Source organism: Cellulosimicrobium cellulans, from assembly GCF_007679345.1.
GTDB lineage: Bacteria > Actinomycetota > Actinomycetes > Actinomycetales > Cellulomonadaceae > Cellulomonas > Cellulomonas cellulans_A.
In genome coordinates this window covers 274,046-300,292 of the sequence record NZ_VEGH01000001.1, presented here as the reverse complement: position 1 = coordinate 300,292, position 26,247 = coordinate 274,046, and the positions used below count along the sequence as shown (strand labels likewise).

22 protein-coding genes are annotated in these 26,247 nt (G+C 74.9%); 11 read left to right on the top strand and 11 right to left on the bottom strand.

The features are described 5' to 3' along the window. Positions 1-93 precede the first annotated feature (93 nt). Genes FS882_RS01430 through FS882_RS01420 form a run of 3 tightly spaced genes read right to left on the bottom strand, consistent with a single transcriptional unit; the run spans position 94 to position 4,977 of the window. Entirely contained in the window at positions 94-1,527 is a 1,434-nt protein-coding gene (locus tag FS882_RS01430) for a UDP-glucose dehydrogenase family protein (protein WP_158370037.1), read from the bottom strand. A 56-nt stretch (positions 1,528-1,583) separates the two neighbouring features. Continuing rightward, positions 1,584-3,335: a glycoside hydrolase family 26 protein gene (locus FS882_RS01425; protein ID WP_187365068.1), complete on the bottom strand. Its 1,752-nt coding sequence runs from the start codon at positions 3,333-3,335 to the stop codon at positions 1,584-1,586. After that, positions 3,328-4,977 (bottom strand): glycosyltransferase family 2 protein, encoded by a 1,650-nt coding sequence (locus FS882_RS01420; RefSeq protein WP_158370035.1) that lies wholly within the window; start codon positions 4,975-4,977, stop codon positions 3,328-3,330. The genes FS882_RS01425 and FS882_RS01420 overlap by 8 nt, the downstream gene beginning before the upstream one ends. A 714-nt stretch (positions 4,978-5,691) precedes the next feature. Here FS882_RS01420 and clpB point away from each other — a divergent pair. After that, positions 5,692-8,289: an ATP-dependent chaperone ClpB gene (gene clpB / locus FS882_RS01415; RefSeq protein ID WP_158370033.1), complete on the top strand. Its 2,598-nt coding sequence runs from the start codon at positions 5,692-5,694 to the stop codon at positions 8,287-8,289. Between the two features lie 200 nt (positions 8,290-8,489). After that, positions 8,490-9,164 (top strand): DedA family protein, encoded by a 675-nt coding sequence (locus tag FS882_RS01410; protein WP_158370031.1) that lies wholly within the window; start codon positions 8,490-8,492, stop codon positions 9,162-9,164. 12 nt (positions 9,165-9,176) lie between these two features. Here FS882_RS01410 and FS882_RS01405 read toward each other — a convergent pair whose 3' ends face one another. Further along, positions 9,177-10,268, bottom strand: a complete 1,092-nt coding sequence (locus FS882_RS01405) for an FAD-dependent oxidoreductase (protein WP_158370029.1) — start codon at positions 10,266-10,268, stop codon at positions 9,177-9,179. Between the two features lie 318 nt (positions 10,269-10,586). Beyond that, on the bottom strand, positions 10,587-12,857 hold the full coding sequence (locus FS882_RS01400; RefSeq protein WP_158370027.1) for a glycoside hydrolase family 3 C-terminal domain-containing protein: 2,271 nt from the start codon (positions 12,855-12,857) through the stop codon (positions 10,587-10,589). A gap of 158 nt (positions 12,858-13,015) precedes the next feature. Here FS882_RS01400 and FS882_RS01395 point away from each other — a divergent pair, with 158 nt between their 5' ends. After that, positions 13,016-13,675, top strand: a complete 660-nt coding sequence (locus FS882_RS01395) for a TetR/AcrR family transcriptional regulator (protein ID WP_158370025.1) — start codon at positions 13,016-13,018, stop codon at positions 13,673-13,675. On the opposite strand, the gene FS882_RS01390 is transcribed toward FS882_RS01395, so the two are convergent. Both FS882_RS01390 and FS882_RS01385 read right to left on the bottom strand, forming a co-directional pair. After that, positions 13,672-14,346: a DUF4190 domain-containing protein gene (locus FS882_RS01390; protein ID WP_262347991.1), complete on the bottom strand. Its 675-nt coding sequence runs from the start codon at positions 14,344-14,346 to the stop codon at positions 13,672-13,674. The two genes, FS882_RS01395 and FS882_RS01390, sit on opposite strands and share 4 nt — an antisense overlap. Further along, positions 14,343-15,140: an exodeoxyribonuclease III gene (locus FS882_RS01385; RefSeq protein WP_158370023.1), complete on the bottom strand. Its 798-nt coding sequence runs from the start codon at positions 15,138-15,140 to the stop codon at positions 14,343-14,345. The genes FS882_RS01390 and FS882_RS01385 overlap by 4 nt, the downstream gene beginning before the upstream one ends. Before the next feature lie 90 nt (positions 15,141-15,230). Here FS882_RS01385 and FS882_RS01380 point away from each other — a divergent pair, with 90 nt between their 5' ends. Both FS882_RS01380 and pyrE read left to right on the top strand, forming a co-directional pair. Continuing rightward, positions 15,231-16,007 carry an SDR family NAD(P)-dependent oxidoreductase gene (locus tag FS882_RS01380; protein ID WP_158370021.1) on the top strand — a complete coding sequence of 259 codons (777 nt, stop codon included), beginning with the start codon at positions 15,231-15,233 and terminating at the stop codon, positions 16,005-16,007. Positions 16,008-16,038: 31 nt separating this feature from the next. Next, complete coding sequence (gene pyrE, locus FS882_RS01375; protein WP_147794623.1) at positions 16,039-16,617, top strand: orotate phosphoribosyltransferase; 579 nt, start codon at positions 16,039-16,041, stop codon at positions 16,615-16,617. 102 nt (positions 16,618-16,719) lie between these two features. Here pyrE and FS882_RS01370 read toward each other — a convergent pair whose 3' ends face one another. The 3 genes from FS882_RS01370 to FS882_RS01360 are packed head-to-tail and all read right to left on the bottom strand — an operon-like array spanning position 16,720 to position 19,212. Continuing rightward, positions 16,720-17,583, bottom strand: coding sequence for a YwiC-like family protein (locus tag FS882_RS01370; protein ID WP_262347990.1), 864 nt, complete (start codon positions 17,581-17,583; stop codon positions 16,720-16,722). Between the two features lie 46 nt (positions 17,584-17,629). Next, on the bottom strand, positions 17,630-18,421 hold the full coding sequence (locus tag FS882_RS01365; protein WP_158370425.1) for an HAD-IIA family hydrolase: 792 nt from the start codon (positions 18,419-18,421) through the stop codon (positions 17,630-17,632). Between the two features lie 32 nt (positions 18,422-18,453). Beyond that, positions 18,454-19,212, bottom strand: a complete 759-nt coding sequence (locus tag FS882_RS01360; RefSeq protein WP_158370019.1) for a VTT domain-containing protein — start codon at positions 19,210-19,212, stop codon at positions 18,454-18,456. A gap of 152 nt (positions 19,213-19,364) precedes the next feature. Here FS882_RS01360 and purT point away from each other — a divergent pair, with 152 nt between their 5' ends. The 5 genes from purT to fbaA all read left to right on the top strand — a co-directional run bounded on the left by purT (position 19,365) and on the right by fbaA (position 23,415). Beyond that, entirely contained in the window at positions 19,365-20,588 is a 1,224-nt protein-coding gene (gene purT / locus FS882_RS01355) for a formate-dependent phosphoribosylglycinamide formyltransferase (RefSeq protein WP_262347989.1), read from the top strand. A 2-nt stretch (positions 20,589-20,590) separates the two neighbouring features. Further along, entirely contained in the window at positions 20,591-21,265 is a 675-nt protein-coding gene (locus tag FS882_RS01350) for a TrmH family RNA methyltransferase (RefSeq protein ID WP_187365067.1), read from the top strand. A gap of 127 nt (positions 21,266-21,392) precedes the next feature. Continuing rightward, positions 21,393-21,905, top strand: coding sequence for a GNAT family N-acetyltransferase (locus FS882_RS01345; RefSeq protein WP_187365066.1), 513 nt, complete (start codon positions 21,393-21,395; stop codon positions 21,903-21,905). 63 nt (positions 21,906-21,968) lie between these two features. After that, positions 21,969-22,286 (top strand): DUF1778 domain-containing protein, encoded by a 318-nt coding sequence (locus FS882_RS01340; protein WP_158370011.1) that lies wholly within the window; start codon positions 21,969-21,971, stop codon positions 22,284-22,286. A gap of 106 nt (positions 22,287-22,392) precedes the next feature. After that, positions 22,393-23,415 (top strand): class II fructose-bisphosphate aldolase, encoded by a 1,023-nt coding sequence (fbaA, locus tag FS882_RS01335; RefSeq protein ID WP_158370009.1) that lies wholly within the window; start codon positions 22,393-22,395, stop codon positions 23,413-23,415. 93 nt (positions 23,416-23,508) lie between these two features. Here fbaA and FS882_RS01330 read toward each other — a convergent pair whose 3' ends face one another. Then, entirely contained in the window at positions 23,509-23,925 is a 417-nt protein-coding gene (locus tag FS882_RS01330) for an STAS domain-containing protein (RefSeq protein WP_410053254.1), read from the bottom strand. A gap of 110 nt (positions 23,926-24,035) precedes the next feature. On the opposite strand from FS882_RS01330, the gene FS882_RS01325 reads away from it, so the two are divergent. Beyond that, the gene (locus FS882_RS01325; RefSeq protein ID WP_158370007.1) at positions 24,036-26,243 is read left to right on the top strand and encodes a SpoIIE family protein phosphatase; all 2,208 of its coding nucleotides are present in this window, start codon (positions 24,036-24,038) and stop codon (positions 26,241-26,243) included. Positions 26,244-26,247: the final 4 nt, after the last annotated feature.

Sequence of the window (26,247 nt, the reverse complement as noted above, 5' to 3'; positions counted from 1 at the left end):
TCCGGATGCCGGGCACGACGAAGGGGCGCCCCGACCGGCCGGCGCTCCCTCCGCGCGCCGACCGGCCGGGACGCCCCGTCCCGTGGCCGCCCGTCAGGCGGCGGGCCGCCCCAGACCGGCGAACTCCCAGCCGGCGGTCCGCCAGCGGGTGGGGTCGAGCTTGCCGCGCGCGTCGACGACGCGGGGCGTGGCGGTCAGCGGCGCCAGCTTGTCGGCGTCCGCGTTCGCGAACTGGTCCCACTCGGTGAGCACCAGGACGACGTCGGTGCCCTCGACGGCCTCCTCGATCGAGGTGGCGTAGGACAGGGTCGGGAACGAGCGGCGCGCGGTGTCGCCGGCCTCCGGGTCGAAGACGGTGACCTGGGCGCCGCGCAGGTGCAGCGCCGCGGCGACGTTCAGGGCCGGCGAGTCGCGGACGTCGTCGGTGTCCGGCTTGAACGCCGCGCCGAGCACGCCGATCCGCCGGTTCAGCACCGAGCCGCCGCAGGCCTCGACGGCCATGTCCAGCACGCGCTCGCGCTGGCCCATGTTGATCTCGTCGACCTGCTGCAGCAGCGCGGAGGCGCGGTAGGCGCCGAGCTCGTTCGCACGGTGCATGAGGGCGCGGATGTCCTTGGGGAGGCAGCCTCCGCCGAACCCGAGGCCCGCGTTGAGGAACTGCCGGCCGATGCGGACGTCGTGGCCCAGGGCGTCGGCGAGGACGGTGACGTCGGCGCCGGCCGCCTCGCAGACCGTGGAGATCGCGTTGATGAACGAGATCTTCGTGGCGAGGAACGCGTTCGCGCTGACCTTGACCAGCTCGGCGGTCGGCAGGTCGGTCACGACGACCGGGGTGCCCTCGGCGATCGGGCCGGCGTACACCTCGCGCAGCGTGGCCTCGGCCCGCTCCGAGGTGCCGCCGAGCACGATGCGGTCGGGGTGCAGCGTGTCCTCGACGGCCTTGCCCTCGCGCAGGAACTCCGGGTTCCAGACGAGCTCCAGCGAGACGCCCGCGGGGACGTGGGCGGCGACGACCTCGCGCAGCCGGGCGGCGGTGCCGACCGGGACGGTCGACTTGCCGACGATCAGCGCGTCCTTGGTGAGGTTCGACGCGATGGTGGTCGCGGCGGACTCGACGTAGGACAGGTTCGCGGCGTGGCTGGTCTTCATCTGCGGCGTGCCGACGCAGATGAAGTGCACGTCGCCCCAGGCGGCGGCGGAGGCGAGGTCGGTGGTGAACCGCAGCCGGCCGGTGTCGAGGTGCTTCTCCAGCAGCGGGTCGAGCCCGGGCTCGAAGAACGGCACCTTGCCGGCGGCCAGCGCGTCGACCTTGGCCTGGTCGACGTCGGCGCCGAGCACCTCGAAGCCGAGCTCGGCCATCGCGACCGCGTGCGTGGCGCCGAGGTACCCGGTGCCGTACACGCTGATCTTGAGCGGGGCGGAGCCGGTGCGGGCGGTCGTGCCGGCCTCGGTCTCCTCGACGGGCAGGTCGGCCGCGGCCAGGCCCTCGGCGGACAGGGCGGCGGCGGAGAGGGACGCGTCGTTCATGGCAGTGCTCCTCACGGTGGGGCGCGGGTGGCGGGGAGTGCGGGTCCGGCGGGCGGTCACGGGGTCGCCGCCGGGGTCGGGGCGGGCGAGGCGGTCGCGCTGGGCGACGGCGACGGCGAGGCGCTCGGGGCGGGCGTGGCCGTCGGCGCCGCGGAGGGAGCCGGCGTCGGCGCCAGGGTCGGCGCCGGCGTGGGTGCCGGGGCGGCGGCGGCTGCCGGCTCCTCCGCGGCCGGCTGCTCCGGGACGGCGGCGGGAGCGGTCGCGAGCACCTGGCCCCCGAAGTCGCGCGCCGGGTCCGCGATGCCGGCCCGGAACGCCTCGAGGCTGTTGGCCCGGGAGTCGACCCGCCAGTCGTTGGTCGCGAGCTGGCCGTCGACGTAGGTCGTCACCGCGAGGTTGAACCAGGCGAAGCCGATCACGTCGTCGTTGCGACCGGGGTCGAAGCCCTGGAAGAACGACGACACCCACGCGGGCTTCGTGCCGCCGATCTCCGACGCGCCCACCTCGGCCAGCAGGATCTTCTTGTCCGTGATCGCGCGGAGCTGGTTCAGCGTGCGGTCGTACGTGTACGAGAAGGTCGCGTTGTTGTCGGCCTTGTACGGCGGGCGCTGGTAGCCGGAGACGCCGACCCAGTCCACGTAGTCGTCGCCCGGGTAGAGCGCCCGCAGGAACTCGGTGCTCTGGTGCGACGAGGACAGGTTGTTGACGATGTTCGGGGCCCAGACCCAGATCACGTACTGGTTGGCGCCGTTGGCCTCGAAGACGTCGTGGACGTGCTGCCACATCTTCACGTAGTCGCCCACGTCGTTGCCGTTGATCGGGGCGCCGGAGCCGGTCTGCTCGGCCCAGGGGTACCAGGTGCCGTTCATCTCGTGGTCCAGGCGGATCGCCAGGGGCAGGCCGGTCGCGGCGATGTCCTGCGCGTACTTCGTCAGGTAGGCGTCGAAGTCGCCCGCGATGATCTTCGGGAGGGTGTAGTCCGGCTCGTCGACCACGTCGTTCTTCGACGCGATCGGCCGGGACTCCCAGGTCAGCATCGGCAGCATCCCGCGCTGCCAGGAGCGGGTGACCGCGTTGGCGCGGTAGTCCTCGTCCCAGCCGCCGAAGAAGCCGACCATGGTCTGCTGGCGGCCGACGGCGTTCGCCGCGTCGTCGAACGTGGCCCAGTTGAACGGGGCCTGCTCGGTGTACATGCCGAAGTAGCGGTTCGTCGGGTTCACCAGCTCGGCCTTGCTCGGCGCGGTGGGCGTGGCGGGCGCCGCCGGCGTGGCGGGGTTCTCGGGGCGCGGGTTGGTCGGGTTGGCCGCGCCGCTGCCGGAGGACGAGCCGTGGCCGGACGCCGAGGTGCCGGCGGCGGCCGCGGAACCGCCGCGACCGGACCGGGACGACGAGCCGGAGGACTTCGACGAGCCCGACGACCCGGAGGCCGCCTGCTGGTCCGCCTCGGCGGCTGCGGCCGCCTCGGCCTCCCGCTGCGCCTGGTTCTGCGCCGCGGACTCCTCGCCCTTCTTGCGGGCGGCCTGCTCGTCGCCCAGGACCTCGCGCAGGGCGTCGGCCTGCGCGCGGCTGGACTGGAGCTGGCCCTCGAGCTCGGCGTTCCGCTGCTGGAGCGCGAGCTCGGCGGCGGTGGGCTCGTCGGCCTCGGCGTTCACGATCGAGGAGACGGTCGGCAGGTTCCACACGACGGCGGTGACGGCGACGAGGGCCAGCACGATGACGGCGGTCGCGACCCGGGCGCGGAGGGTCATCCGGCCCATCGTGGGCGCCCACCAGTGCTTGCCGCTGGGGGTGATCGGTGCGTCAGACATAGAGGAGGGCCTCCAGGGCGAACAGGACCACGGCGATCACGTAGGGGATCGCCGCGAGCGGGTTGAGCCGTCGGCGGGCGGGGGCGGGGGCGGCAGCACGGGCGTGCCGCCGCGAGCTCTCGGGTGCGGCCACGGTGGCGACCGCGGTGTGCGTCCCCGGCGCCGCGGCCGGGGCGGGGGCGGGGGACGCGATCGCGCCGGCCTCCAGCGGGGCGTGCCCCGCGACGGCGTGCACCGGCTCGCCGTACGCGCCCGGGTCGGTGGCGTGGTCGCGCTGCGTCGGGAAGCCGCCGCGGTCGACGACGTCCACCGGCGCGGTGTCGGCGATCAGGCCGAGCTCGGCCTCGAGCGTGCCGGGCTGCGGGTTCTCCTCGGCGCCACCCTGGCCCGGGTCGCCGCCGGCGTACGCACCGGCCCGGGTGCCCCAGCCGGAGGCGTGCGCCATGCGCAGGAAGCCGAGCAGGCGGACCGGCATGAGGAAGAACGTCGAGACGATGATGAAGATCGGCAGCCGGAAGAAGTCGCTCGGGACCTCCTGCAGGTGCCGGATCTGCCGGATCGCCATCGACAGCACCGAGGACACGACCATCAGGCCGATGACCCAGAACCAGCCGGCCTGGGCACCGTAGGTCTCGAGCATCGCCTCGTAGAGGTTGACGCCGGTTCCGCTCACGGAGCGGTAGACCCAGCCCGCGATCGTCCCGACGAGCAGGAACGGCAGCAGGATGTCGGTCAGGAAGAAGATCGCCAGGATCGGCGCGTGCCCGAGCATCCAGGGGAGCATCCGCAGGGTGTTGTACTGCGAGCCCCTCGCCCAGCGGAGCTGCTGCTTGAACAGCTTCTTCACCTGCAGCGGGGCGTCGGTGTAGACGAGGCTCGTGTGCTGGTAGACGGTCCGGTAGCCCTGCTTGAGGGTCAGGTTCGTCAGGGTGCGGTCGTCGGAGACCTCGAGGAACACGCCCATGAACCGCTGGGTCATGAAGTCGTCCATGACGTCGATGAGGATGTGCCGGCGGAACGCGATCGTGCGGCCCGGGAGGCAGCCGACCTGGCCGAGGACCGACTGCGCCGGCATCGAGTAGAGCGAGCGCGAGTTCTCCAGCCAGTCCGCCCAGCGGGTGATCCAGGAGCGGGTCGGCTCGAGGATGCGCTGGCGGGTGGTGACCCCGCCGACGTTCGCGTCCTTGAACGGCTTGATGAGCTCGGGCAGCGTGCCCGGCGTCCACACCGTGTCGGAGTCGAGCAGCACGGTGATGTCGTACTTCGACATCTCGGTGCCGATCTTGACCGCGTTCCGCTTGCCCGGGACGGGGGTGTGCACCCAGCGGACGAGCGGCGCGAACTCCTCGCAGACGGCCTGGAGCCCGGGGTTGACCGCGCCGTTGATGACGACGATCACCTCGTCGGGCCGCTGCTCGGTCACGCGCGTCAGCACGTCGCGGAACAGGTCGAGGGGCTCGTCGACCACCGGGACGATCACGCTGGTCGTCTCGTGGTGCTCCTCGGTCCACGGGCGGTACCGCCGGGACAGGCCCACCTTGAGGAGCCACAGGGCCCAGACGAGCCCGGAGAAGATCGTGAAGAGGTACAGCTCGGCCTGCTCGTCGAGCATGTGCCGGATCTGCAGGATGAAGATGAACATCGCTCACCTCGGCGTCGGTCGGGAGGGGGCCGGCGGCGACGGTGACGCGGCGGAGGGCGGGGACGCACGTGTGCTGTCCCGGTCGGGAGGCGTGCGCCTCTGTGACAGGAGCGGGGGCTTCGGGGGCGGTGGTGTCACCCGTTCGGACGGGCGGCGACGAGACGATCGGGTGGAGTCTGTGCGCCGGATGTGCTCCCGGCCTCGAGTGGGCCCAGCGTGTTGGACGCGGCGGGCCTCGCGCAACTCGCACCCGGCAAATCGGGCACGGTTTGTGAGATGGATCACAGCAAAGGTGTCCGGATTGCCCGCAAATGTGCAGATCACAGTCGTGCAAGTCCGACATGTCCGGAACGGGGAAGCGCTTCAACTGCTCCGCTGGTCAGCGCGCGTGTCGCGCGTTTCGAGGATGTGTCGTAAAGGGGTCGACGGCGTGAAGCCGGTCACAACGGGCAGTGACGACCGTCAGAGTCACGTGCTGCTATGACCCGGCGTCACCCGATCGGCCGAAGCGGTGCCGGGGGCCCGTGACCCACGCCCCCCGCGCGTCGGTCGTGGTCCGCCCGGGCGACCCCGGGTCGACGGCAAGAGTTGAGCGGAATAGGCTCAACTTGCTCGGCGTTGCACGGGACGTCCCGCGCGGATCCAGCGCGGTGACACCACGCACGCACGCGCGCGGCCGACCGGCCGCCGCGACCCGGACGCACGGAGGGGACGTTGGACGCGAAGCTCACCACCAAGTCGCAGGAGGCGATCGGCGACGCCATCCAGCAGGCGTCGGCCGCGGGGAACCCGCAGCTGGAGCCGGCCCACCTGCTGAACGCGCTGCTCGCCCAGGAGGGCGGCGTCGCGAACGGCCTGCTCGACGCCGTGGGCGCCGACCGCCAGGCGCTCGGCCGGGCGGTGCGCGCGATCCTCGTCAACCTCCCCGCGGCGAGCGGCTCCTCCGTCGCCCAGCCGACCGCCTCCCGGGCCACCGCCTCCGCGATCGAGGCCGCGTCCGCCGAGGCGCGCACCCTGGGCGACGACTACGTGTCCACCGAGCACCTCCTGCTCGGCCTCGCCGCCGGCCAGACCGGCGTCGCCGACGCCCTCCGCGCCCAGGGCGCGTCCCGCGACGCGCTCGCCGCGGCGCTGCCGTCCGTCCGCGGCTCCGCCCGGGTCACCAGCCCCAACCCCGAGGGCACCTACAAGGCCCTGGAGCAGTACGGGGTCGACCTGACGCAGCGCGCCCGCGACGGGAAGCTCGACCCGGTGATCGGCCGGGACGCCGAGATCCGCCGCGTGATCCAGGTGCTGTCCCGCCGGACCAAGAACAACCCGGTGCTGATCGGCGAGCCCGGCGTCGGCAAGACGGCCGTCGTCGAGGGCCTGGCCCAGCGCATCGTCGCCGGCGACGTGCCGGAGTCCCTGCGCGGCAAGCGCCTGGTCTCGCTCGACCTGGCGGCGATGGTCGCCGGCGCGAAGTACCGCGGCGAGTTCGAGGAGCGCCTCAAGGCCGTCCTGGAGGAGATCACCTCCTCCGAGGGCGAGGTCGTCACGTTCATCGACGAGCTGCACACGGTCGTCGGCGCGGGCGCCGGCGGCGAGGGCGCGATGGACGCGGGCAACATGCTGAAGCCGATGCTGGCCCGCGGCGAGCTGCGCCTGGTCGGCGCCACCACGCTGGACGAGTACCGCGAGCGGATCGAGAAGGACCCCGCCCTGGAGCGCCGGTTCCAGCAGGTGTTCGTCGGCGAGCCGTCCGTGGAGGACACCGTCGCGATCCTGCGCGGCCTCAAGGAGCGGTACGAGGCGCACCACAAGGTGACGATCGCCGACGCCGCGCTGGTCGCCGCCGCGACCCTGTCGGACCGGTACATCACCGGCCGGCAGCTCCCGGACAAGGCGATCGACCTGGTCGACGAGGCGGCGTCCCGACTGCGGATGGAGCTCGACTCCTCCCCGGTCGAGATCGACGAGCTGCAGCGCGCCGTCACCCGGCTGGAGATGGAGGAGGTCGTGCTGTCCGAGGCGGACGACCCGGCCTCCCGCGAGCGGCTGGAGAAGCTGCGCGCCGACCTGGCCGACCGCCGCGAGGAGCTCGCCGGGCTGACCGCGCGCTGGGAGAAGGAGAAGGCCGGCCACAACCTGGTCGGCGACCTCAAGGCCCGCCTGGACGACCTGCGCTCGACCGCGGACCGGCTGCTGCGCGAGGGCGACCTCGCCGCCGCCGCCCGGCTGCAGTACGGCGAGATCCCGGCGGTCGAGAAGGAGATCGCGGAGGCCGAGCGCACCGAGCGGGAGGCCGACGCGTCGGTCGCGGCCGACACCCCGATGATCGCCGACAAGGTGGGCCCGGACGAGATCGCCGAGGTCGTCGCCATGTGGACCGGCATCCCCGCCGGGCGGCTGCTGGAGGGCGAGACCGCGAAGCTGCTCCGGATGGAGCAGGTCATCGGCGAGCGGCTGATCGGGCAGTCCGCGGCGGTCGCCGCCGTCTCGGACGCCGTGCGGCGCTCGCGCGCGGGCATCGCCGACCCCGACCGGCCGACCGGGTCGTTCCTGTTCCTCGGCCCGACCGGCGTCGGCAAGACCGAGCTGGCCAAGGCGCTCGCGGACTTCCTGTTCGACGACGAGCGCGCCATGGTCCGGATCGACATGTCCGAGTACGCCGAGCGGCACTCCGTCGCGCGCCTGATCGGGGCGCCCCCGGGGTACGTCGGCTACGAGGAGGGCGGCCAGCTCACCGAGGCCGTCCGGCGCCGCCCGTACTCGGTGCTGCTGCTGGACGAGGTCGAGAAGGCGCACCCCGAGGTGTTCGACATCCTGCTGCAGGTGCTCGACGACGGCCGGCTCACCGACGGCCAGGGGCGCACGGTCGACTTCCGGAACGTCATCCTCGTGCTGACGTCGAACCTCGGCTCGCAGCACCTGGTGGACCCGCTGCTCGACCCCGAGCAGCGTCGCGCGGGGGTCATGGACGCCGTGCGCGCGGCGTTCAAGCCGGAGTTCCTCAACCGGCTCGACGACATCGTGCTGTTCGACCCGCTGTCGCTCGAGGAGATCGGCCGGATCGTGGACCTGCAGGTCGCGGCGCTCGCGGCCCGGCTGCGGGACCGGCGGCTCACGCTGGACGTCGACCCGGCGGCGCGCGAGTGGCTGGCGATCGAGGGCTTCGACCCGGCGTACGGCGCCCGGCCGCTCCGGCGTCTCGTGCAGCGCGAGATCGGCGACAAGCTGGCGCGGCTGCTGCTCGCAGGCGAGGTCCGGGACGGCGACACCGTGCGGGTCACGCGCGCGGACGACGGCGGCCTGGTGCTGACCCGGGCCTGACCACGGGCGGTGCGGTGCCGACCGCGGTGCGTCGCGCCGAGCGCGGGAGCAGGAGCTGCCGCGCCCGGCGCGGACGACCGCGCTCGGCGCCGCATGTCCGCGATGTCCGGTGTGCGCGGTGTGCAGGACCTGTGCGCCTCGCACGCCCGACTGCCGTCCTCGCAGGCCGCGGGCGAGGTCGCGTGCGACGATCGACCGCGATGAACGCGACCCTCGCCCTGGCCGCCGCCCCCGCCGCCTCCGACGCCGCGCCCGAGCTCACCGGCCTGGCCGGCTGGGTGGTGAGCGTCATCGAGACGATGGGCCCCGCCGGGGTCGGTCTCGTCGTGGCGCTGGAGAACCTGTTCCCGCCGATCCCGTCCGAGGTCGTGCTGCCCGTGGCCGGGTACGTCGCGAGCCAGGGGCAGATGAACCTCGCGTGGGCGATCGTCTCCGCGACGCTCGGCGCGGTCGCCGGCGCCTGGCTGCTCTACGGGCTGGGCGCGTGGTTCGGCCGGGCGCGGCTCCGCCGCTGGCTGGAGAAGATCCCGCTGATGGAGGTCGAGGACCTGGACCGCGCCGAGGCGTGGTTCGAGCGGCACGGCGGCGCGGCGGTGCTCATCGGGCGGTGCGTCCCGATCGTCCGCTCGCTGGTCTCGATCCCCGCCGGGCTGGAGCGGATGCCGCAGGTCCGGTTCCTGCTCTACACCGCGATCGGCAGCGCCGTGTGGAACAGCCTGCTGATCGTCGGCGGGTACGTGCTCGGCTCCCAGTGGCAGGACGTCGGGCACTACTCGGACTACATCAACTACGCCGTGTACGCGGTGATCGTGGTGCTGGTGGTGCGGTTCGTCTGGACCCGGCTGCGCCGCCGGCGGCTCGCCGCCCGCGGCTGACCGACCCCCGGCTCAGGCGAACAGCGCGCCCACCTTCGACGCGTACAGGTCCTCGCCCTTCAGCCGGCTCGTCGCCGCCGCACCGACCACGCGGCGCACCCCGTCCTCTCCGACCAGCTGCGAGGCCCCGCCGGCGCGGCCCAGCGGCAGCAGGATGCGCTCCGGCGCCGGGGCGTAGGTCGCGGTCGGCTCCCGCCCCTCGATCAGCGCCGTGATGTTCGCGGCCACCACCTCGGCGTGCGCCCGCGCCGCCGACGCGCGCTTCGACTCCGGCACGTCCGTGATGTCGCCCACCGCGAACACCGTCGGGTGCCCGGTCAGCGCCAGGGTGCCGTCCACCCGGACCTCGCCGAGGCCGTTGCGCGCACCCATCAGGTCGCCCGCCAGGTAGTCGCTCGCCGGCAGGTTGCCGTAGCAGCGGAACCACATCTGCGCCTCGACGCGGACGCCCGCCTCGGTCTCCACGACGAACGGCTCGTGCACGCCGACGTCCGACGGCGGCAGGTAGCCCAGGCGGGAGCCCAGCACCAGCTCCACCCGGTCGGCGAGCTGGCCGCGCACCGTCTCCCGCAGCTCCGGCAGGTAGTCGTCCGTGGTGAGCACGTCGTCGGCCTGGTCGACCAGGGTGATCCACAGGTGCGGGTAGGCGTCCAGCAGCTCGCCGACCAGCTCCAGGCCCACGGCGCCGGCGCCGACGACCAGGACGCGCTCCGCGCGCGCCAGCCCCTCGCGCATCCGGGCGAGCCGCGCCTGCGCGACCGCGGTCTCGGACTCGATGAACTTGGCCGGGAACGGGTACGCGGTCCCCGTCGCGAGCACCAGGTAGTCGGCGTCCAGCGTGGTGCCGTCCGCGAGCCGCACCTGCCCGGACGTCGCGCGCTCGACCTTCTGGCGCAGCACGAGACCGCGGTCAAGCAGGCGGTCGTAGCCGAAGAACACGCGGTCCTCCCACGACGGGTCGACCGCCGCGCGCAGCGCCGCCGCGGCGTGCACGAACGCGTCCTTGGGGTCCACGAGGACGACGTCGGCGACGCCGTCCAGCAGCGAGGCGACCTGCGTCCCGCCGTACCCGCCACCGACCACGACGACCCGCGGTGCTGCCATGTCCGAACCCCTCTCGCCCCGACGCGACCGCCGGACGCGGCCCCGTGCCCTCGAGCCTGCCACCGCTGCCGCGGCGCGGGATGGGACGCAGGGCCCGCCCGGACGCCGTCGGCGCGCACGCCCGTCTGTCCGGCGCTCGAGCCCGCCCGGTCGTCCCGCTGGGAGGCGAATGGATCCGATCGTGCCGACACGCCCGGGCGCGTCGGCACGATCGGGTCCATTCCCCGGTGGCGGTGCGACCCAGACGCGCCGCAGGCCCGCCGCGCGAGGTGCGCGGCGGGCCCGCGGGCGGGTGCGGCGTGCGGCGCCGCCGGCGGGTCAGGCCCCGGCCCGCGCCACCAGGTCGTCCAGCCCGGCCAGGTCGAAGCCGCCCATGCCGAAGCCCGCGACGACGCGCATCGGCATGTCGCCCATCATCGCCAGCATCGTCGGGTCGAGCGCCGCGGTGGCCTCGCCGAACGCGGCGCCGAGCAGCTCGGCGCCCCGCGGGTGGGCGAGCCACTCGTTGACCGTCGAGTCCGCGGTGAGCGTCCCGTGCAGGGACTCGCCGACGATGGTCACCTCGGCCGTGCCGCGGATGTCGCGGGACGACGCGCCCACCTCGATCACGGTGCGCCCGCCGCCGACGGCCCAGCGCCGGAGCGCCGGGTGCCAGTACGACAGGTCGCGGGCGTCGAGCGCGAAGGTCAGCGTGCGGGACTCGCCCGGCTCCAGCGTCACCTTCGCGAACGCCTTGAGCTCGCGGGTCGGGCGCAGCACGGCGGCCTCGGGGTCGCCGACGTAGACCTGGACGGTCTCGGCGCCGGCGCGGTCGCCGGTGTTGGTCACCGTCACCGACACGTCCACGGCGGACGTCGCGCCCTCGCCGGACACGGTCGCCGCGACGTCGGAGTAGCCGAACGTCGTGTACGACAGGCCGTGGCCGAACGGGTAGGCGACGTCGAGCAGGCGGGTGTCGTACCAGCGGAAACCGATGAGCACGCCCTCGCCGTACCGGACGTGCCCGTTGTCCCCGGGGAAGTTGCCGAACGCGGGGGTGTCCTCGACGCGGTGCGGGATCGTCTCGGCGAGCTTGCCGGACGGGTTCCGCACGCCCAGCAGCAGGTCCGCGACGGCCGAGCCGCCGGCCTGGCCGCCGAGCCACGTCTCCAGCACCGCCGCGGCGGCGGCCTGCCACTCGACGGCCACCGCCGAGCCGTTGGCCAGCACGACGACCACGCGGTCGTTCACCTCGGCGACCGCGCGCAGCACGGCGAGCTGGTTGGCGGGCAGGTCGAGGTGGGTGCGGTCGTAGCCCTCGGACTCGTCGGGGGCGGGCAGGCCGAGGAACAGCAGCACGGTGCCGGCGCCGCGGGCGACCTCGACGGCCTCCGCGAGCAGCGCGGCGTCGTCGGCGTCCTGCGAGCCCTCCACGCCGGCGACCGAGAAGCCGGCGGCGAACGCGAGGTCCGTGCCGGTGGCCGACCGCAGCGCCGTGAGCGCGTCGTCCAGGCGGGTCGGGTTCACCTGCGAGGACCCGGCGCCCTGGTAGCGCGGGGTGCGGGCGAACTCGCCGATCACCACGGCGCGACCGGCGTCGTCCGCCGACAGCGGCAGGACCGGGGTCCCGTCGACCGGCGCGTTCTTCAGCAGCACCGAGCCGTCCGCCGCGGCCTCGCGGGCCAGCGCGTGGTGCGCCTCGACGTCGATCGAGCCGGGCTCGGCCAGCGCGGGCTGCGCGCGGGCGATCAGCGTCAGCACCCGGCGCACGGCGGTGTCGAGCACGGCCTCGTCCAGCTGCCCGTTCTTCACCGCGTCGACGACCAGCGCGTCCGTCCGGCCGCCGGTGGCGGGCATCTCCAGGTCGAGCCCGGCGGCGACGGCGGCGACGCGGTCCACCACGGCGCCCCAGTCGGACACGACGAGGCCCTCGAAGCCCCACTCGTCGCGCAGCACCTCGGTCAGCAGCCAGGGGTCCTGCGAGGCGTAGGTGCCGTTGATCTTGTTGTACGAGCACATCACCGTCCACGGCTGCGCCCGCTTCACGACGCGCTCGAAGGCGGGGAAGTAGATCTCGCGCAGCGTCCGCTCGTCGACGTCGGAGGAGACCCGCATGCGGTCGGTCTCCTGGTTGTTCGCGGCGTAGTGCTTGAGCGACGTGCCGACGCCCTCGGACTGGATGCCGGACACGAGCGCCGCGCCGAGGTCCCCGGCCAGCGCCGGGTCCTCGGAGAAGTACTCGAAGTTCCGGCCGCACAGCGGGGAGCGCTTCATGTTGACGCCCGGGCCGAGCAGCACGGCGACCTCGTTGCCGCGGGTCTCGCGGCCCAGCGCGCGGCCGACCCGGTCGAGCAGGTCGACGTCCCAGGTCGAGGCCAGCGCGGCGGCGGGCGGGAAGCAGGTGGCGGGCACGGAGTTGCCGATGCCCAGGTGGTCGGCGCTCTCGGCCTGCTTGCGCAGGCCGTGCGGGCCGTCGGTCACCATCACCGGCGGGACGCCGAGGCGCTCGACGCCCTCGGTGTGCCAGAAGTCGGAGCCGGAGGTCAGGGCGGCCTTCTCCTCCAGGGTGAGCTCGGCCAGGACGCGCTCGACGTCGAATGCGACGGTCATGCGGGGGCACCTCCTCGTGCGGTGGGTCGTTGCCGCCACTGTAGCCGATGCCTACCGCATGGTCGGGTTTATCTCCCGAGTCCGCGGACCTCCTGTGAGAACCTGTCCACCACGCGCCGCCCGGCGCGCACGGAGCACGGTGACGGGGGCCAGGGACGATGTCCGTCGAGACGCAGCAGCGCGGGTACGCGAAGGGGCGCGCGAAGCGCCGGGAGATCATCGACCAGGCGACGGCCATGTTCGGCGAGGTGGGCTACCGCGGGGCGTCGCTGCGCGAGATCGCGGCGCGGTGCGGCATCTCGCACCCCGGCCTGCTGCACCACTTCCCGACCAAGGAGTCCCTGCTGCTCGCGGTGCTGGAGCACCGCGACGAGGTCGACATCGCCTGGCTGGACGTCGACAGCGCCGACGGCGTGACCACCCTGCGGCACCTGGTCGAGCTGGTGGCGCTCAACGCCACCCGGCGCGGGATCGTCGAGCTGTACGCGGTGCTCTCCGCCGAGGCCACCTCCGCGGACCACCCGGCGCACGTGTACTTCCAGGACCGGTACCGCCGGGCGCTCGACGCCGCGACCACGGCGTACGCGCGGGCCGCCGAGCAGGGTGCGCTCCGCGACGGGGTCGACCCGGACGCGGCGGGCCGTCAGCTCATCGCGCTGATGGACGGCATGCAGGTCCAGTGGCTGCTGGACGGCGGCGCGACCGACATGGCCGGCGTCGTGCGCCGGCAGGTGCAGGACCAGCTCGTCGTGCCGCTGGACGCGGGGGAGGACGCCCCGCCGTCGGACGCCGCCGAGATCGACGGCGCGGACCGCTAGGACGACGCCGGCGCGGCCGTGCCGTCCAGCAGCGACCCCGTGACCGGGGCGGGCGGCACCGCCACGCACAGGCCCGTCCGGTCCCCCCGCGCCCACGACCCCGCCGAGGGGGCCCACGCGAGCATCCGCGTGCCCTGGTCGCGCTCGGCGGCGGTCAGGTCGCAGGACGCCTCGACGCGGGCGGACGCCTCCGCGGGGCCGGGCCACGCCGAGCCCGGCTCGAACGCGTAGGACGACACCACCTGCGCCGCGTGCGGCTCGGCGCACGGCACGACGCGCACCCGGTCGACCGGCCCGTCCGCGGGGACGTCCGCGAGGCAGGCGCCCGGCACGAGCTGGACCGCGTGGGCGTCGACGGGCTCCGTGACGTCCGCGGGCAGCGGGCGGGCGGCGACCGCGGAGCCCACCAGCAGCGCGACCGCACCGGCCCAGGCCAGGGTCCCGAGCGCGCCGAGCGCCACGCCCGCCACCGCGAGGCCCCGCCCGGCGCGACGGACCGGGGCACCCGGCCGCGTGCGCCGCAGCCCGACGAGGCCGAGCACCAGGGCGACCGGTCCGGTGCCGAGCACGCCCGCGACCAGCGCCGCGACGGACACGCCGTCCGTGCGCGGGCGGGGCGGCGCCCACCCGGGCGCGTAGAACGGCTCGGGGTAGCCGAACGGGTCCGTCACGCCGCGTCGGCGATGTCCAGCACCACGGGCACGTGGTCCGACGGCGCCTTGCCCTTGCGCTCGACCCGCTCGATCGACACGCCGGTCACCCGCGGGGCGAGGGCCGGCGACGCCCAGGTGAAGTCGATCCGCATGCCCTCGTTCCGCGGGAAGCGCAGCTGCTGGTAGTCCCAGTAGGTGTAGGTGTGCTCGGCGGGCACGTGCACGCGGGACACCTCGGTGTAGCCGCCGGCGCCGAACGCCTGGAACGCGTCCCGCTCCGCCGGGGTCACGTGCGTCCGCCCGGCGAACACGCCGATGTCCCACACGTCCGTGTCGAGCGGGGCGACGTTCCAGTCGCCGACGAGGGCCACCGGCAGCGCGGGGTCCTCCTCGATCCACCGGCGCGACTCCTGCTGCAGCGCCTCCAGCCAGCGCAGCTTGTAGTCGAAGTGCGGGTCGCCGACCTCGCGGCCGTTCGGGACGTACAGGCTCCACACCCGCACGCCGCCGCAGCTCGCCCCGAGGGCGCGGGCCTCGGTCACCGGGTCCTCGCCCCAGCCGGGCTGGCCGGCGAAGGCGTGCTCGACGTCGTGGATGCCGACCCGGGAGGCGATCGCGACGCCGTTCCACTGGCTGAACCCGCTCGTGACCACCTCGTAGCCGGCGGCCTCGAAGGCCTCGCGGGGGAACTGCTCGTCCTTGCACTTGGTCTCCTGCATCGCCAGCACGTCCGTGCCGGTCCGCTCCAGGAAGGCGATCACGCGGTCGACGCGGGTGCGGACGGAGTTCACGTTCCAGGTGGCGAGGCGCATGACCGGCACGGTACCGGCCGCTCCCGACACCCGGGGAACCGGGCGACCGGCACCCGGGCGACCGGGGGGTCGCGACCGTAGGGTGGCCGCATGGGAACCGCACTGATCACGGGCGCCAGCTCCGGCCTGGGGCTCGAGTTCGCGTGGCAGCTCGCCACCGCCCGCCACGACGTCGTCCTCGTCGCCCGCGACGCCGACCGCCTGGAGCGCCTCGCCGCCCAGCTGCGCGCCGCCGCGGGCGTCCGCGCGGAGGTCCTGCGCGCCGACCTGACCGACCGCGCCGACGTGGAGCGCGTCGCGGAGCGGCTGCGCGCGACCGAGCGGCCCGTGGGCCTGCTCGTGAACAACGCCGGCATCGGCCTGGGCCAGCGGTTCGTCGGCAGCGACCTCGCGCAGCAGGAGGCGGCGCTCGACCTCATGGTCCGCGCCGTGCTCGTGCTGTCCCACGCCGCGGCCGGCGCCATGGTCGAGCGCGGGCGCGGCGCGATCCTCAACGTCGGTTCGGTCGCCGCCCTCATGACCTCCGGCACGTACTCCGCGCACAAGGCGTGGGTGCGGACCTTCACCGAGGGGCTCGCCGCGGAGCTCGCCGGCACCGGCGTCACGGCCACCGTCGTGTCCCCGGGCCTGACGCACACCGAGTTCCACGAGCGCGCCGGCCTGCGTGCCGGCGAGGCCTACCCCGAGCTGGCCTGGCTGTCCGCCGACCGGGTCGTGGCCACCGCCCTCGCGGACGTGCGCCGGGGGGCCGTGCTGTCGACGCCCAGCCTGCGCTACCGGGCCGCCTCCGGCGTGCTGCGGGTGCTGCCCCGCTCCGCCCTCCGCGCGCTCGCCACCCGCCGCCCGGACAGGGCCCCGGGGGACTGACGCGCGGCACGGCCTCGCTACGCTGGCGGCCGTGACGACCTCCTCCCTCTCCCCGACCCCGCGCGAGCAGCTCCGCGACCTCATCGTCGAGCTGGCCGTCGTGCGCGGCCGGGTCACGCTGTCCTCCGGCCGCGAGGCCGACTACTACGTCGACCTGCGCCGGGTGACCCTGCACCACCGCGCCGCGCCGCTCATCGGCCACGTGCTGCTCGACCGGCTGGAGGAGGTCGGGCTGGGCACGGCGGACGTCGAGGCCGTGGGCGGCCTGACCCTCGGTGCCGACCCGGTCGCCACCGCGCTGCTGCACGCCGCCGCGTCCCGCGGGCAGGACCTCGACGCGTTCGTCGTGCGCAAGGAGGCGAAGGCGCACGGCATGCAGCGCCGCATCGAGGGCCCGGACATCGCCGGCCGACCCGTCGTGGTGCTCGAGGACACCTCGACCACCGGGGCCTCGCCGATCGCCGCGGTCGAGGCCGCGCGCGAGGCGGGCGCGGACGTCCGCGGCGTGGCCGTGATCGTCGACCGGGCCACGGGGGCGCGCGAGAAGATCGAGGCCCTGGGGGTGCCGTACCACTTCCTCTTCGACCTGGCGGACCTCGGCCTGGCCTGACCCGCCCCGCGCCCCACCCGCGCGGGGCGCGGAGACCTGCGCCTTCCCGCCCGGCCACCCCCGTCGGCCCGAGGCCGGGCCGGAGGGCGTCGGGGACGGCCGTCAGACCGCCGCCAGCACCGACCCCACGACCGCGAGCGTCGCGACCACCTCGCCCGCCCCGATCACGGCCGGGCGCACCCGGCCCCGCCGGGGGAGGGCCGCGGCCCGCACCAGCAGCGCGACCGCCACGACGACCAGGGCGGCCCCGGCTCCGCCCCCGGGTCGCCCCGCGGCGGCCAGCGCGGCCGCGCCCGCGACCAGTGCCGCGTGGTACGCCACCGACAGCCGGTAGGTCGCGGGGCGGTCGCGCTCGCGGATCATGGACTTCACGTAGGGCACCGTGCCGACGAGGTACGCCGCGAGCAGCCCGGCCGCCGACCACGCGCGCGGTTGGTCGGCCCCGGCCGGCCAGGAGCCCGCGGGGGTGGTCCCGAGCCCCGCGGCGACGACCGTCAGCAGCACCGCCGCCGCGATGGTCACCAGGTCGTTGCCGTAGGACCGGTCCGCGCGGCGCGCCGCGTACCGCAGGCTCACGGCGAGCAGCACCGCGTAGGCAGGTGCCCAGCGCAGCAGGGCGGGCTGGGCGACGAGCAGCGGCAGCCCGAGCCCGGCGGTCGCCGCGGCGTAGCCGAGCACCGGCGCGCGGTACCGCGCCTTCCTGCCGGAGCGGAGCCACCGGGACGCCGCGAAGTACAGGCAGTACGCCGCGAGCCACGCGACGAGCAGCAGCGCGTGCCACCCGGTCGGCCCGGCGACGAGCGCCCCGACCACGGGCGGCGCGACGACCATCGCCCACGCGCCGTGCTGGTTCGGCACCCAGGTGCGCGGGACGCGCCGCCGCCGGCTCGGGCCGCGCCGAGGGCGGGGCGCCGCCGGCGGCCGGGGCGCGGCCGGCCCGGGTGCGGCGGGCGCGGTGGGGGTCACCCCGCCATCCTGGCGCCCGCCCGCGGCAGGTCCCGGGACCGAGGGCTCACGCCGGAGCCGGGCCCCCGCCCGTGCCCGGGTACGCCTGCGCCCACTCCGGGACGCGGGCCACCAGGTCCGCCACCGAGTCGAGGACCTGGGTCGGGCGGAACGGGTAGCGCACCAGGTCCTCGGAGCGGGTCGACCCGGTGAGCACCAGGAACGTCCGCAGCCCCGCCTCGATCCCGGCGACGACGTCGGTGTCCATCCGGTCGCCGATCATCGCGGTCGTCTCGGAGTGCGCGTCGATCCGGTTCAGCGCGGACCGGATCATCATCGGGTTGGGCTTGCCGACGAAGTACGGCTGCCGACCGGTCGCCGCGGTGATCATCGCGGCGACCGCGCCCGTGGCGGGCAGGTCGCCCTCCTGGCTGGGGCCGGTGACGTCCGGGTTGGTCGCGATGAACCGCGCGCCGCCCTGGATCAGCCGGATCGCCCGGGTGATCGCCTCGAACGAGTACGTGCGGGTCTCGCCCAGCACCACGAAGTCGGGGTCGGCCGAGGTCAGGGTGTAGCCGGCCTCGTACAGCGCGGTCGTCAGGCCGGCCTCGCCGATGACGTACGCCGAACCGCCCGGCTCCTGGTCGGTGAGGAACTGCGCGGTCGCCAGCGCCGACGTCCACAGCGACTCCTCGGCCAGGTCGATGCCCGAGGCGGCGAGCCGCGCGCGCAGGTCGCGCGGCGTGAAGATCGAGTTGTTGGTCAGCACCAGGAACGGGTGGTCGCCGTCGCGCAGGGCCCGCACGAACTCCGGCGCCCCCGGCAGGGCGACGCCCTCGTGCACCAGGACGCCGTCCATGTCCGAGAGCCAGGAGGAGATCGGCCGGGCGGTCACTGGTCGAACGCCTTCCGCTCGACCGCGGCGCGCTCGGCGGGCTCGTCGTACCGCTCGTCGCGGCCCTCGGCCGTCACCTGCCCCCGCTTCGCCGCCCGGCGGCCGCGCCACAGCTCGATCCCCACCGGGATCACCGAGACGAGCACGATGAGCACGGCCAGCGCCTCGATGTTCTCCCGGACGAACGAGATCGTGCCGAGCAGGTACCCGAGCACCGTGACGCCCACGCCCCAGAGCAGGGCGCCGATGACGTTGTACGAGACGAACGTGCGGTACCGCATGCCGCCGACGCCCGCGGCGACCGGGGCGTAGGTGCGCACGATCGGCACGAACCGGGCCAGGATCACCGTCCGGCCGCCGTACTTGTCGAAGTAGGCGTAGGTCTGGTCGATGTACTGCTGCTTGAAGATCTTCGAGTCCGGCCGGCGGAACAGCCGCGGGCCGACCTTGTGCCCGATGAAGTAGGCCACCTGGTCGCCGAGGAACGCCGCCGCGAACAGCAGGGCGCACAGCAGCCAGAGCGGGAAGTCCAGCGCCTCCTGGGCGACGAGGGCGCCCGCCGTGAACAGCAGCGAGTCGCCGGGCAGCAGCGGGAACAGCAGCCCGGTCTCGATGAACACGACGAGGACGATCCCGATCAGCGCGTACGAGCCGAACGAGGAGATGAGGTGCTCCGCGTCGAGCCAGTCCGGCAGCAGCGCCGGCTGGGCACCGAGGGCAGGGACGAGCGAGACGAGCGCGGCTGACGCAGGCATGGGCCTCAGCGTACGGGGCGGGCGCCGGGACCCCGGGCCCCCGGCGTGCAGGTCCTGTGTGGGTGGCCCACCGCCCGTGAGTGGTGCGCGCGGTGCGGTATGCGCCGTGCCGGGGTGCCGTGGCGGCCCGGCGGTGCGACAGGATGGCCGCCGTGACGACCTCCCCGCAGGCCGGCGAGCCCGGCGTCCTCGGCACCCCGCTCACGCCCGGCGCCACCCGGGTCCTGCTGCTCGGCTCGGGCGAGCTCGGCAAGGAGGTCGCGATCGAGCTGCAGCGGCTCGGCGTCGAGGTGGTGGCCGTCGACCGGTACCCGGACGCCCCCGCCATGCAGGTGGCCCACCGGTCGCACGTCGTCGACATGCTCGACCCGACCGCGCTGCGGGCCGTCCTCGACGCCGAGCGCCCGCACGTCGTGGTCCCGGAGATCGAGGCCATCGCGACCCACGTCCTCGCCGAGGTCGAGGCCGCGGGGGTCCGGGTCGTGCCGACCGCCCGTGCCACCGTCCTCACGATGGACCGCGAGGGCATCCGGCGGCTGGCCGCGGAGGAGCTCGGTCTGCCCACCTCGCCGTACCGGTTCGTCGACGACCTGGACGCGCTGCGGGACGCCGTCGACGCGGTCGGGCTGCCGTGCGTGGTCAAGCCGGTCATGTCGTCGTCGGGCAAGGGGCAGTCGGTGGTCCGGGGCCCGGCGGACGTCGAGGCGGCGTGGGCGTACGCGCAGTCCGGGGGCCGGGCCACGGCCGGCGACGGTGCCGCGGTGCGGGTGATCGTCGAGGGCTTCGTGCGGTTCGACTCGGAGATCACCCTGCTCACCGTCCGGCACGCGGGCGGCACGACGTTCTGCGCCCCGGTCGGGCACGTGCAGGTCGACGGCGACTACCGGGAGTCCTGGCAGCCCGCGCCGCTGCCGCCGGGCACCCTCGCCGAGGCGCAGCGGGTCGCCGCCGCGGTGACGGACGCGCTGGGCGGCTGGGGCCTGTTCGGCGTCGAGCTGTTCGTCGTCGGGGACCGGGTGCTGTTCTCCGAGGTGTCGCCGCGCCCGCACGACACCGGGCTCGTGACGCTCGCGTCCCAGGACCTCTCGGAGTTCGCCCTGCACGCCCGCGCGGTGCTGGGGCTCCCGGCCGGCGACGTCCACGACCTCGGGCCGGCGGCCTCCTGCGCGGTGCTCGCCGAGGGCGACGGCGTGCCGCGGTTCTCGGGCGTCGACGCGGCGCTGGGGGTGCCGACCGCGCAGGTGCGGCTGTTCGGCAAGCCGTCCGTCGCGGGGCGCCGCCGGGTGGCCGTCGCGGTCGCCCGGGGTGCCGACGTCGAGCAGGCGCGGGAGCGGGCCCGTGCGGCGGCCGCGGCGCTGACGGTCGACCTGGTGTGACCGTGGACGCCGCAGACCCCGCGGACCCCGGCGCCCGCGGCCCCGAGGAGGTCGGCGTCGGCCCCTGGCCCGGCGGCCCGGACGCCTGGCCCGACGACCCGCGCCTGGACCCCGAGCTGCTCGCGTACGGCGACCGCCGCAACGTCGCCGACCGGTACCGGTACTGGACCGTCGAGGCCGTCGTCGCCGACCTGGACACCCGCCGGCACCCGTTCCACGTGGCCATCGAGAACTGGGCGCACGACCTCAACATCGGCTCCGTGGTCCGCACCGCCAACGCCTTCAACGCCGCCGGGGTGCACGTCGTCGGCCGCCGCCGGTGGAACCGCCGCGGCGCCATGGTCACCGACCGCTACCTGCACGTGCACCACCACCCCGACGTCGACGACCTGCTCGCCTGGGCGGCGACCGCCGGCCCCGGGGGCGGCGCGCTGCCCGTGCTCGGCGTCGACAACGTCCCGGGCTCCGTGCCGCTCGACGGGTACCCCGTGCCCCGGGCGTGCGTCCTGCTGTTCGGCCAGGAGTCCGCGGGGCTGTCCGACGCGGCGCGGGCCGGCGCCGACGCGGTGCTGCACATCGACCAGTACGGCTCGACGCGGTCGATCAACGCGGGCGCGGCGGCCGCGATCGCGATGCACGCGTGGGCGGTGCGGCACGCGGGACCGCCCCCGGCCTGACGGGCGGCGTCCTCGGCATGTCGCCGGGCGCGCGCCGAGCGTGGTCCACAGGCCGGCCCCGTCCCTGTTCCTTTCGGTGCCGGTCGGCGCGACCCTCGGGGGCGAGCCGACCCGAGGAGGCCCGACGGTGATCGTGATCCGCGACTTCGACCGTGCGCTCGCCCGGCGCAGCACCTTCCGGTCCGGCGAGCCCGCCCTTGACCTCTGGTTCCGGGACCAGGCCTCGCAGCAGGACCGCCGGCACAACGTCCGAACCGTGCTCGCCGTGGACGACGACGCCGGCCGGGTCGCCGGGTACTGCTCCGCCCGAGCGTGCGAGACCGTGCCGGACACCGCCTTCTCGCGCGGCGGCAGCGCGGAGCGGTACCGCGTCCCCGCGGTGCTGATCGCGCGGCTGGCCGTCGACGCCGACTACCAGGGCGGGGGGATCGGGAAGCTCCTGCTCGCCGACGCCCTCGAGCGCATCGCGCGCGCGTCCCGGTCGCTCGGCTTCGAGGTCGTGGTCGTGCACGCGCTGCACGAGGAGGCCGCGCGGTTCTACCTCGCGCGCGGGTTCCGGCGGTTCCGTGATCAGCCGCTCTCGCTCTACCTCACCACGCGCGACCTCCGCGCGACGGTGGCGGACGTCGATCGCGGTTGAACACGTGCAGTCGTCGTACATACAGTGGGCGGACGGACACCAGGCATCGACAGAGGAGGTCCCGTGCTCGCCGAGCCCACGCCCACCGAGCGCACCGCCCGGCTCAACATGCGCATCGCCCCCCGTGCCCTGGACACGATCCGCCGCGCGGCCGCGGCGCAGCAGCAGGACGTCTCGTCCTTCGTCCTCGGCGCCGCCATGGAGCGGGCTCGTACGGTCCTGGTCGAGGAAGGGGCGCTCCTGCTCACGGCGCGCGAAGCCGCCCAGCTCGACGAGGCGCTGGCCCGGGACGCACGCGTGGTCCCGGAGCTGGCCGCGCTCCTGCGCGAGGCGCGCGAGCTGCGGACGCGGACCCCGGGAGGCGGCTCGGCCCGGGTGTGAGGGCTGTGCCCCGCGTCTTGTGGGCAGGACGTCCCGCCCGGCCTGCGCGCAGGACGTGCCAGACTTGGGGAGAAAGCGAAACCCCACTCTCTTTGGAGCTGCTGCGATGCCCATCGCCACCCCCGAGGTGTACGCCGAGATGATCGACCGGGCGAAGGCGGGCAAGTTCGCCTACCCGGCCGTGAACATCACGTCCTCCCAGACCATCACCGCCGCGCTGCAGGGCTTCGCCGAGGCGGAGTCGGACGGCATCCTCCAGGTGTCCGTCGGTGGCGCCGAGTACGCGTCGGGCTCCACGGTCAAGGACCGCGTCTCGGGCACCCGCGCGCTCGCCGCGTACGCCACCGAGGTCGCCAAGGGCTACGGCATCACGGTCGCCCTGCACACCGACCACTGCGTCAAGAAGAACCTGGACTCCTGGGTCCGCCCGCTCCTGGCCCTGGAGGCCGAGGAGGTCAAGGCCGGCAAGAACCCGACCTTCCAGTCGCACATGTTCGACGGCTCCGACATCCCGCTGGACGAGAACCTCGTCATCGCGGCCGAGCTGCTCGAGCTGTCGCAGGCCGCGCGCACGATCCTCGAGATCGAGGTCGGCGTCGTGGGCGGCGAGGAGGACGGCCACGAGGCCGAGATCAACGAGAAGCTCTACACCACGGCCGAGGACGGCCTGGCGACGGTCCGCGCCCTCGGCGCCGGCGAGAAGGGCCGCTACCTGACGGCCCTGACCTTCGGCAACGTGCACGGCGTGTACAAGCCGGGTGCCGTCAAGCTGCGCCCGTCGATCCTCGCGGACATCCAGAAGGCCGTCGGTGCCGAGGTCGGCAAGGAGAACCCGTTCGACCTCGTGTTCCACGGCGGCTCGGGCTCCACGGCCGCGGAGATCGCCGAGGCGGTCGACAACGGCGTCATCAAGATGAACATCGACACCGACACCCAGTACGCGTTCACGCGTCCCGTGGTCGGCCACATGTTCAGCAACTACGACGGCGTCCTGAAGGTCGACGGCGAGGTGGGCAACAAGAAGGCCTACGACCCGCGTGCCTGGGGCAAGCTGGCCGAGGCCGGCATGGCCGCCCGCATCGTCGAGGCCGCGCAGCAGCTGCGCTCGGCGGGCCAGCGCATGCGCTGATCCGCCCGGTCCCCGTCACGGGGAGCGACGCGGCGAGGGCCCGGTCACCGTCACGGTGACCGGGCCCTCGTGCGTCCGCCGGTCGTGCGCCGCTCAGGCCTGGTGGTCGTCCTCGACCACGTCGAGCAGCTCACCGATCCGCGTGACCTCGAGCAGGAACTGCACCGTCGGCGGCACGTGCAGCAGCCGCACGCGGTGCGGGGTCCGCATCGCGAGCCGGGCCAGGAACGCCACGCCGGACGAGTCCATGAACGTCACGTGGTGCGCGTCCACCTCGATGGGCACGCCGGCCTGCTCGGCGTCCGTGGACGCCTGCGCCAGGTCCGCGCCGAGGTCCGCGTCGACCTCGCCCGAGAGCACGATCGTGGTCCGGTCGGGGGACAGGATGACGTGCACCGAGCCCGGCTCCCCGGCGATGTCGCCCGGAGCGGGTACGGTCGGCGCGGCCGAGGCATCCGAGCCCTGGTCCCCGGCGAGCCCGCCCGGGGGTGTGCTGTTACCGTCGCGCACGATGCTCCCTCCCGTCCGGGCGGCTGCCACGGGGGCCGCCGCCGGTGATCGGCCCGTCCCGGCGGGCTGCTGCACCGGGATCTGTCGGGAACGCTAGACGATCGGAGGCGGTGGTGGTCAACTCCACGCCCGGCGACGGTGCCGCGGACACCGTCGGCTCCATCGGGCGCGCGGTCGGCCAGATCGTGGGGATGCCGGTCCTGGTCGTGGCCGCGGAGCCGCCCCGGTGGCCCGTCGTCTGGGTGAACCGTGCGTTCACGGACACCACCGGTCTCACGCTCGACGACGTCGCCGGACCGGCCGTCGACCTGGTCGCCCTGTCCGCCGAGGACGCCTCCGGCCTGCACCAGCTGCAGGACGCGGTGCTGGACCGGCGCGCGACCTCCGCGCTGCTGCGGCTGCGCCGCGCCGGGGGCGACTGGTTCTGGGCCCGCACGGTCGTGACCCCGGTGACCGCCGAGGGCGCGACGGAGCCGACGCACTGGGTGGCCGCGCTGGTCGACGTCACCGACCAGGTCGACCGCGACGCCGCGGTCGCCGCCGAGGTGGAGGTCGTCCGCCGGGAGAGCGAGGACCTCGCGCTGATCGGCGCGGTGTCCGACCTGGTGATGGACCTGGACGACCCGTACGGACTGCGCGCCATCGCGGAGCTGCTCGCGCACCGGGTGGTCGCCTGGGCCGGGTTCTACGTGGACGACGACGGCCTGCAGGCGGCGGACGGCGTCGACGTGACCCGCGCGCCCCGCGCCTCGGGGCGCCGGCACGGCCCCGGCGGCACGGGCGTGCCGTTCGTCGCCCGGCGCGGCGCGCGGCCGCCGGGGGACGACCCCGTGCAGCGGCTGCTGGACGGCGAGGGCGAGACGCACCTGGTCCTGGACCTCGACACCGACGCGCCGGGCCGGCCGGGCACTGCCTCGGCGTGGCTGGCGGAGGACCTGCGCGCCCGCGTCCCCGACGGGGCGGCCGTCGGGCACGTCGCCGTCCTGCCGCTGCCCGGCCGGCACCGCGTGCTCGGCCTGCTGGCGGTGGTCCCGCGCGCGACCGGCCCCGACCTGGTCCACGCCGCCCCCGCCCGCGGCGGCCTCGACGAGCGCACCCGCACGATCCTGTCGCTCACGGCGCGCCGCGTCGGCCTGGCGATGGAGAACGTCCGGCTGTACGCCCGGGAGCACCGCGTGGCGGAGACGCTGCAGCGCGCGATGCTGCCGGAGCAGGCCGAGATCGAGGGGCTCGACGTCTGGTCGTACTACGCGCCGAACGTCGTCTACGCGCAGGTCGGCGGCGACTGGTACGACGTCGCGCAGATCGCCCCCGACGTCGTCGGCGTGGTGATCGGCGACGTCGTCGGCCACGACGTCGAGGCCGCGGCGGCCATGGGCCAGCTCCGGTCGGTCGTGCGCGCGTACGCCTTCGAGGTCACCGAGCCCGGCCCGGTGCTCGAGCGCGTCGACCAGCTCGTGGGCGGCATGCGCATCCCGCGCTCCGCGGGGCTGGTGCTCACCACGCTCACCCGCCGGGACCCCGACGACGGGGGCTGCCCGAGCTGGCACCTGGAGTACTCGCGCGCCGGCCACCTGCCCGCCCTGCTCGTCCGGGACGGGCAGGTCGAGCTGCTCGACGGCGCCGGGGGCGCGCTCATCGGGTTCGGCGACGGACGCCGGCGGACCGCCCGGCACGACCTGCTGCCGGGCGACGTGCTGGTGTTCTACACCGACGGCCTCATCGAGCGCCGCGACCGGGCGCTCCCCGACGGCCTGGCCGCGCTGCGCGAGGTGGCGGCGGGCGCGTCCGCCGTCGACGCCGCGGGCATCGGCGAGGAGCTGCTGGCGCGGCTCGCCGACAGCCCGGAGGACGACGTCGCCGTCGTGGTCGTGCGGATCCCCGACCTCACGGACACCTCCGGGCACGGCGGCAACGTGCGCAGCCGGCGGTGGCAGCTGCCGAGCGAGCCGGGTTCCATCGCCCGCGCCCGGCACGCGGTGCTGCGGACCTCGCACGCCTGGGAGCTGGGTGACGCGTCGAACGCCGAGCTCGTCGTCTCCGAGCTGGTCGCCAACGCCGTGCTGCACGGCTGGGGACGGGTCACCCTGCGGCTGCACGACACCGGCGAGGGTCTGCGGATCGAGGTCGAGGACTCCAACCCGACGCCGCCCGTCGCGACCGAGGGGCATCCGGGCCGGATCGGCGGGTTCGGCATGCGGATCGTCGAGCGGCTCGCCGACTGGGGCTGGCGGCCGTCCCGCGGCGGCAAGGTCGTGTGGGCGCGCGTGCGGCCGTCGGAGCCGTCGGTGCTGGACGGGCCCCGCGGCGGGGCGTAGGTCC

Bases quoted from the DNA above. Each gene is read 5' to 3' on its own strand.
- FS882_RS01360 (WP_158370019.1), bottom strand. From the start codon at position 19,212: ATGCCTGCGTCAGCCGCGCTCGTCTCGCTCGTCCCTGCCCTCGGTGCC.
- fbaA (WP_158370009.1), top strand. From the start codon at position 22,393: ATGCCCATCGCCACCCCCGAGGTGTACGCCGAGATGATCGACCGGGCG.
- FS882_RS01425 (WP_187365068.1), bottom strand. From the start codon at position 3,335: ATGTCTGACGCACCGATCACCCCCAGCGGCAAGCACTGGTGGGCGCCC.
- FS882_RS01380 (WP_158370021.1), top strand. From the start codon at position 15,231: ATGGGAACCGCACTGATCACGGGCGCCAGCTCCGGCCTGGGGCTCGAG.
- FS882_RS01385 (WP_158370023.1), bottom strand. From the start codon at position 15,140: ATGCGCCTCGCCACCTGGAACGTGAACTCCGTCCGCACCCGCGTCGAC.
- FS882_RS01365 (WP_158370425.1), bottom strand. From the start codon at position 18,421: ATGGACGGCGTCCTGGTGCACGAGGGCGTCGCCCTGCCGGGGGCGCCG.
- FS882_RS01410 (WP_158370031.1), top strand. From the start codon at position 8,490: ATGAACGCGACCCTCGCCCTGGCCGCCGCCCCCGCCGCCTCCGACGCC.
- FS882_RS01400 (WP_158370027.1), bottom strand. From the start codon at position 12,857: ATGACCGTCGCATTCGACGTCGAGCGCGTCCTGGCCGAGCTCACCCTG.
- FS882_RS01420 (WP_158370035.1), bottom strand. From the start codon at position 4,977: ATGTTCATCTTCATCCTGCAGATCCGGCACATGCTCGACGAGCAGGCC.
- FS882_RS01395 (WP_158370025.1), top strand. From the start codon at position 13,016: ATGTCCGTCGAGACGCAGCAGCGCGGGTACGCGAAGGGGCGCGCGAAG.
- FS882_RS01405 (WP_158370029.1), bottom strand. From the start codon at position 10,268: ATGGCAGCACCGCGGGTCGTCGTGGTCGGTGGCGGGTACGGCGGGACG.
- FS882_RS01430 (WP_158370037.1), bottom strand. From the start codon at position 1,527: ATGAACGACGCGTCCCTCTCCGCCGCCGCCCTGTCCGCCGAGGGCCTG.